Source organism: Streptomyces sp. RP5T, assembly GCF_003933965.1.
Taxonomy (GTDB): Bacteria; Actinomycetota; Actinomycetes; order Streptomycetales; family Streptomycetaceae; genus Streptomyces.
The window spans coordinates 1-6,202 of sequence record NZ_RSAJ01000494.1 but is presented as its reverse complement, the minus strand read 5'-3'; the positions used below and the strand labels follow the sequence as shown (position 1 = coordinate 6,202).

Here is a 6,202-nt window from a genome sequence, read left to right as displayed (position 1 = left end):
GTCCTCGACCCCGCGATGTCCGCCCCGCCCACCGCCCGGCGTACCCCGGCCCAGCTCGACGACGGCCGCACCATGCCCGCGTACGTCGACGACCTCGAAGCCCTGCTCCCGGACGACCTGACCGACGCCGAGCGCAGCCAACTCCTCGAAAGCCCCAGTACCTTCGGCCAGAGCGTGGTCGTCCTGCGCGGGATCGGGCAGGTCGTGGCACGGATCCGGGAAGAGCTGGCACGCAGGCCCGGCGTGCGGCCGCGTGACCAGGCCCAGCTGTCGGCGGACGTGGCGCGGACCCTGCGTGAGAAGCCGAAGTCGCTGACGGACCGCGGGCGCCCTTTCCCGTACGTCAACGAGGACGGCAAGCTGCGCGTCCTGTACATCAAGGCGCGCCACCGCGGCGGTTGGACCCCGTTCGACGACGGTGTCGGGCACGCCGCGAAGCTCGACAGCATGTACCAGGCCGCGGCGGTCTTCGGGTTCACCAAGAACGTGCAGTCCAACACCCAGTACGGGTCGGGCGGTCCGCTCGGCCCCGTGGGGTCCGCGGCCTACGGCGGCTACGGCCGGCTGGCCTTCCGGTTCGGCTTCATCAACAAGGTCGGCTACACGCTCACGGAACAGCGCCAGAACCAGACGGAGACGCGCACGCTCGACGACTCCCGGACCTATCTGGACGACCTCCATTACGAGCTGTGGGTCGTCGACGCGGCGGGACAGCTCGTCACCGGTTCTCCCACCGACACGGAGTCGGAAGCCGCGACGTCCACGGCGGAGGACGTCCAGGTCGTCCCGGCGCGCTTCGCGTTCGGCATGCGCAACGGCATCCGGCTCAGGCTCCCGGACAGCGTCACGAAGGTCGGCGAGCCCGGCCGGATCCCGAGGTCGATGGACCTGGGCCGCAGCACGCAGTACCGATTCGTCAGCGTCGAGGGGTACGGGCCGGTCGCCGCGATCCGGGACTGGGCGGCCTCGCTCCTCGGCGTTCTGCCGGGCAGCAGCGCGTACGGGGAACTGGACGCCTTCTTCTCGGGCGACAGCTTCCAGCGGCACAGTGCCACCATGGCCCGCGGCCGGCTGACCACCCCTCCGCTCTACGCCGACGACAAGAACAAGTCGCCGCTCGGCGTGTTCGTCGTGGAAGAGGTCGTCCCGCGCAGCGCCGTGCTGTTCGGCGAGACCGACATGGCCGAGATCCGGGACAGCAGCAGCTCCACGGTCCGCAGCGAACGCGTGCGCACCAAGGGCCGCAACATCGTGCTGCAGGCCGCCGCGGGGCCCGCCTTCAACTTCTTCGACCCGGGCCTTGCTCCCTTCGATCTGCGGCTGCAGTTCGGACCGAACGCGCAGTACTCGTTCAACCGCAACCGCGCGGGCGGCCTCGGCGGTTCCGGTGCCCTGAAGGCGGTCGGCCAGGTCAAGGGACCGAAAACCGCCCTGTACGTGGTCGTGAAGTCGGTGCGGGTGCGCCGTTCGGGCGACACCGGCCCGCCCACCCAGTTCCTGACCTGGAGCCTGGACCGGATGACCAGCGCCGAGGCACGGCGGCTGGCCGGCTGGGACGACGGCACCGCACTGGTCGTACGGCACGGCGCCGTGCCGTACGCGCCGGCCTATCTGAGCGTGGACCGGCCCCGGACCCTCGGTATGCACCGGGTGAAGGAGTTCACCTTCGAGGACGGTCAGCGCACCCGGGTCCTGCCGGACACCCACGACGGAGTGGGGCGTACTCTGCTGGATTCCTTCGCCGACAGCGTGGTGGACGCCGTCGCGGCCCGCCGCAGGGGACTGGTCGTGCCACTGCACGAGCTGAACCTGCCCAGGGGCTGGCGTGCCCGCTTCCACGACCTGATCCGGCGCGACCCGGACCGGCTGGCCGCCGAAGCCCGCAGCCTCCCCGTGCCGCCGCGGTGGCGGAACAACAAGCACTACCACGCGGCCTTGCAGAACACCCTCCAGATCCTCGGTGTGCTCTCCCAGCAGAACGTCACCGGCGGCCTGGAGGCCCTCACCACGATCGGCCTGCGGGTCCGGCTTTCCGATCCCGGGGCGGTCGGGCAGACGTACTACACCGTGTGGGTGCACGGCACCCTGAGCGGACGGCAGTACGAGGGCAAGGACATCACCGACGGCATCCGGTTCAGCGCCCAGGGCGCCGAGCGGATGGACGGCCAGGTCACCGCGCGCCGCGCCGCGGAGGCGGGCTTCGAGGGCACGCTGTCGGGCCGGGACAACAACGTCGACGACACGGGACGCCGGCTGAACACGCTCGGACTGTCGCTGGGCGCGCGCAAGGGCTGGCAGCGGGAGACGGAGAGCGGCTTCGGTTCCACCGTCACCGCCGAGCCGATGTCGGTGAGCAAGTCGCCCGCCCATCTGTACCGTTACACCCTCGACCTCACCGCGACCATGGGCGGCTACTGGCGGCCCCGCGGCCTGATCCGCGGCTTCGGTTTCGGCCTGCCGGGACTGCTGGTCCTCGACGAGCCCGTCGACATCCTGTTCGGGCGCACGTCGATGGGGTTCCTCAAGGGCGGCGGCCCGGTGCGCGGGCAGGTGCTGATCAGCGTCCCCGTCCAGCACGCCCCCGAGGCAGACCCGCACGCGGACGGGGCCCTCAACCCCTACCTCGCCGCCGAACCCGAGCCCGTGGCGATGAGCACGGAACGCGCCCTGGCCCTGGCCAAGGGCGACCTCGTACTGCCCGGCGGCGCCACCGGGGACGGACGGCTCGCCGCACGCGGCACCGACCAGTTCCGGGAGCTGCGCCAGCATCCCTACGCGATCGTCAACGCGGTCCTGACACCCGGTCTGGTCGCGGCGGTGGACGGTGTCCTGCGCACCGCCTCGGGCAGTACCTGGCATCTGGTCAAGGAGGGCGCCCCCGTCCGGGAAGCGGTCATCCGGGTCTTCACCCCCCAGTACCTGACCGCCAACTTCGACCAGAGTTCCGGCCCGCTCGGGCTGATGGGCAGCGGCCTGCTCGGCAAGGGGCCCGCCACCGCCCTGTGGGCGACCTACCGCTACGCGACCTCGGTGTCCGGCCTCAGACTGCTCACCGGTCCGAGGCCCATGGACACCGAACTCGCCCTCGGCGCCACCCGCGTGGCCTCGGGCAAGGTCACCAAGGTCACCACCTTCGTCTTCGGCGGCCAGCTCGGCTACAACGCCGTCCGCAGCCCCGGGCACGGACTCATGGGCGTGTACGGGCTGGTCGCCCACCCCGTCTCGACGTCCCGCGCATCCGCCACAGCCGTCGTACGGACCGTCGTCGCCGACGTGAACCGTGCCTCGTCGGTCCACCAGGTACTGGTCACCGGCGACGTGCAGCACTGGTTCGCACTGACCACCAGCCGCCTCGGCACCGGGCGCCTGGGACGGGCGGCGGCGGGCAGCGCACTCGTCCCGTCGATCCTCGCCGGCGCGGCGGGCACGGAACTGGACGCCCCCGCGGGCATGTTGGCCCATCTGCCGGAGAAGAGCGCCCACCGGATGGGCCTGATCGACGACGGCCTCGGTGACGTGCCCCGCTACGCCCAGCACCGCTGGACGCCCCAACCCTGGCTGGCGGGCGCCGCGTTCGGGACGTACGCGGTCAACTCGCTCGATCCGACGGACGCGTTGCTCGCCTTCGAGCGGCGCCTCGACGGGGTCGGCCTCGACGAGGCGAGCCGGGAGAAGATCCGCCAGCTCGTGACGGCCCGTGCCACCCGCGCCCTGAAGGGCGAGATGACGACCACCGGCCCCTCCGCGATGGTCTCGGCCAGGGGGGCGGGCTGGGGCAGCGTACGGATCGGAAGGCGATCGGTCCGGGTCCGCGTCGAACTTATCCCCGGGACGCCCGAGTTCCAGGGACTGGACCACGGCTCCGAGATCGAGGACAACCGGCGCGCCTCGGAAGTCGTCCTGAACTCCTCCGAGGCGTCCTCCGGGGCGGACCTCGGAATCGTGACCGGTCAGGTCGCCCACACCGACAACCCGTCGGTCGTGGGCGCCGGGCCCACGTACACCGAATCCGGGACCCACAAGCAAACGGTGGCGTCCAGCCACTCGAACACCACCGTCACGATCTACCGCGCGGTGACCACGGAACCGCACGCGGAGATCGTCACCCCGTACACCATGCGGATCACCCTGGAGGCCGACGACACCCCTCACCAGGGCGACCCGTCCGGCCGGGAGGCGGACGAGGGGACCACCACCGCTCTGGACCGCTTCCTGGGCCGCCGTCGGATCGTCGAGGAACACGGCGTCGGTGAACTGCGCGAACACGTGCCGCTCAGCCTGATGGAGCCGGTGGCCACCGCGTCGTCCGAGCCCCGCGCGACCGTGCCGGCGCCCGACCCCAGGACCGACCCCGCTCTGACGAGGGCTCCCCGGCCGGTGCCCCTGCCCGCCGTACGCGAGGAGATCAGGGTCGTCTACGGCGACGGCGTCGAGCGGCCGTTCACCTTCCCCGAGAACGGCTTTCACCCCCGGGGCATCCTCGGCGTGGACAACATCCGTACGGCGAACGACCTCCTGCTCACCCGGGCCTACGACGCCGGGTTCTCCCTCGCCGTGCTGCGGTCGGAGGACGGCCCCGACGCTGCGGCCCTGACCCAACTCCTGCGCCGGACACAGAAGTCGGGCCTGACCCGCCTCGGCACCGGCTCCGCCCAGGCCCTGGAGGACGCCACCAGCTTCATGGCGGTCACCTCCTTCTACCCGCGCACCCTGGAGCCCGAGGGCTACCGGATCGCGGGGCTGACCGAGAAGTCCTTCCTCGGAAGCGACTCCGGAGAACTGTCCCTGCACTCCACACCGGACTTCAGCCGCGCCCTGCTGCTGACGGTCACCGACGGAGCCCGCCTGGAGGTGCTCCACCAGTCCGGCGAGGCCGCCGCCACCGCGCTGGCCGACGAACACACCCAGTCCGGCCACCTCGGCGCCGGATTCCTCTACGACGCCTCGCAGGACATCGGCCTCAACCAGATCGGCCTCCTCGGCGGCGGGCCCCACGCCCTGGACGCCGACACCAGGCCGACCGCCGACGACCACCTGGCCTCCAGGAACCTCAAGGCGAAGACACCCCGTGTGTTCCTGTTCGCGATCCCCACCCGGTTCGTCGGTGTCGGCGACGTCCATCGCACCTTCAAGGATTCCCGGGCCGTGACGTACCTGCGCGGCACCTTCGGCCACGTCAGGCCCGGCGCGCAGGCGATGGAGAGCCAGGCGTACCTCGTCGCGTGGGTGCGTGAGGACGTCGCCCGCGAGCTGATGCTCGTCACCGACTCCAATTTCCCCGAGTCCGCGGGCAAGGCGTGGGACGCGGTCGGCGAGGCGAGCAAGGGCTGGGTGGAGGCGGACACCGCCTACTGGGCGAAGCGGCGCACCGCGATCCATCTGCGCGACGCGGTCAGGGCGGCGGAGACGGCCGCGGCGGAGACCGGGAACCGCCTGAACCCCCTTCTGGATGCTGCCGAGAGCGCCGACACGGTACTCGCACAGGCAGAGAGCGACGCGCGCACCGATCACGACACCGCACGCCGGCTCACCGAGGCCGCCGACGCCCTCGACCTGGCCGACACCGCCCTGCGCACGGCCCGGGAGACCGCGCGCACGGACCGTGCCGCCGCGCAGGAGCTCGTACGGACGGCCCAGGACACCCTCGACATGCTGCCCGGCTGGGCGGCACTGCCCGGCAACGAACTGGGCCCGGAACAGTTCCAGCAGGCCGCGGACGACCTCGACGCGGCACGCCGACGGGCCGACGAGGTCCGCGACGCGGCCGCCCGTGCCGTCGCGACCGCCCAACTCGCCCGCGACAGGGCCGAGGAACGGCTCGCCGCCCTTGAACATCCGGTCGATCCGACCACTACACCGTCCCCGGCCGCCGATGCCGACCGTGCTCGGCAGAAGGCCGCGACTCTCGTCGAGACCGCCGACCGACGGCTCACCCGCGCCCGCACCCGGCAGACCGTGGCGAACGGCCGGCTCACCGCGCCCGCCCGCGCCCACGCCGCCGCGACCGAACGCCTCAAGGCCGCACGCGACGCCTTCGAGACCCGACGCCAGGAACTCGCCGTGCTGCGGGCGGCGGCCGACACCGCCGCCGCCGAGTACCACCGGGTGCGCGCCGCAGCCGACCAGCTCACCCGCTGGCACCGACTCGCCGCGAACGAGAGCGGCACGAGCGAACTCGAAGGGATCACGCAACCGCCCGAGG

General features: G+C 72.1%; 1 pseudogene. It reads left to right on the top strand.

Going from position 1 to position 6,202, the window contains the following annotated elements:
- Positions 1-15: 15 nt before the first annotated feature.
- Positions 16-6,202: pseudogene (locus EHS43_RS34400) on the top strand (hypothetical protein); the annotation flags it as partial.